This window comes from Proteiniclasticum ruminis DSM 24773 (assembly GCF_000701905.1).
In the GTDB taxonomy this organism is placed as follows: Bacteria; Bacillota; Clostridia; order Clostridiales; family Clostridiaceae; genus Proteiniclasticum; species Proteiniclasticum ruminis.
The window spans coordinates 1-1,288 of sequence record NZ_JNKC01000025.1 but is presented as its reverse complement, the minus strand read 5'-3'; the positions used below and the strand labels follow the sequence as shown (position 1 = coordinate 1,288).

At 52.2% G+C, this 1,288-nt stretch carries 1 rRNA gene; it reads right to left on the bottom strand.

What is annotated here, in order from left to right:
- Positions 1–4 precede the first annotated feature (4 nt).
- Positions 5–1,288, bottom strand: a 23S ribosomal RNA gene (locus T487_RS0113225); the annotation flags it as partial.

The following is a 1,288-nucleotide window of genomic DNA, read 5'->3' as shown; positions in this document are numbered from 1 at the left end:
TTTTTTGATTAAGCCCTCGATCTATTAGTATGAGTAAGCTGAATACATTACTGCACTTACACCTCTCACCTATCAACCTCGTGTTCTTCAAGGGATCTTACTGACTTACGTCATGGGAAATCTTATCTTAGGGTAGGCTTCACGCTTAGATGCTTTCAGCGTTTATCCTGTCCCAACTTAGCTACCCAGCTATGCTCCTGGCGGAACAACTGGTGCACCAGAGGTTGGTCCATCCCGGTCCTCTCGTACTAAGGACAGCTCCCTTCAAATTTCCTACGCCCGCGACGGATAGGGACCGAACTGTCTCACGACGTTCTGAACCCAGCTCGCGTGCCGCTTTAATGGGCGAACAGCCCAACCCTTGGGACCTACTTCAGCCCCAGGATGCGACGAGCCGACATCGAGGTGCCAAACCTCCCCGTCGATGTGGACTCTTGGGGGAGATAAGCCTGTTATCCCCGAGGTAGCTTTTATCCGTTGAGCGATGGCCCTCCCACGAGGTACCACCGGATCACTAAGCCCGACTTTCGTCCCTGCTCCACCTGTATGTGTCGCAGTCAGGCTCCCTTCTGCCTTTGCACTCTACGAACGATTTCCGACCGTTCTGAGGGAACCTTTGGGCGCCTCCGTTACTTTTTAGGAGGCGACCGCCCCAGTCAAACTGCCCACCTAACAATGTCCCGTGACCAGATCATGGCCTCCGGTTAGAATCTCAATACTGCCAGGGTGGTATCCCAAGGATGACTCCAGAAGACCTGACGATCCTCTTTCCTAGTCTCCCACCTATCCTGTACAGACAATATCGAAACTCAATGCTAAGCTACAGTAAAGCTCTACGGGGTCTTTCCGTCCAATCGCGGGTAGCAAGCATCTTCACTTGCACTACAATTTCGCCGGATTTGTTGTTGAGACAGTGCCCAAGTCATTACGCCATTCGTGCGGGTCAGAACTTACCTGACAAGGAATTTCGCTACCTTAGGACCGTTATAGTTACGGCCGCCGTTTACTGGGGCTTAAGTTCACACCTTCGCTTGCGCTAAGTGATCCCCTTAACCTTCCAGCACCGGGCAGGCGTCAGCCCCTATACTTCAGCTTACGCTTTAGCAGAGACCTGTGTTTTTGCTAAACAGTTGCTTGGGCCATTTCACTGCGGCCGGAGATTCCTCTCCGGCACCCCTTCTCGCGAACTTACGGGGTTAATTTGCCGAGTTCCTTAACAACAATTCTTCCGATGGTCTTAGGATTCTCTCCTCATCTACCTGTGTCGGTTTGCGGTACGGGCACTATG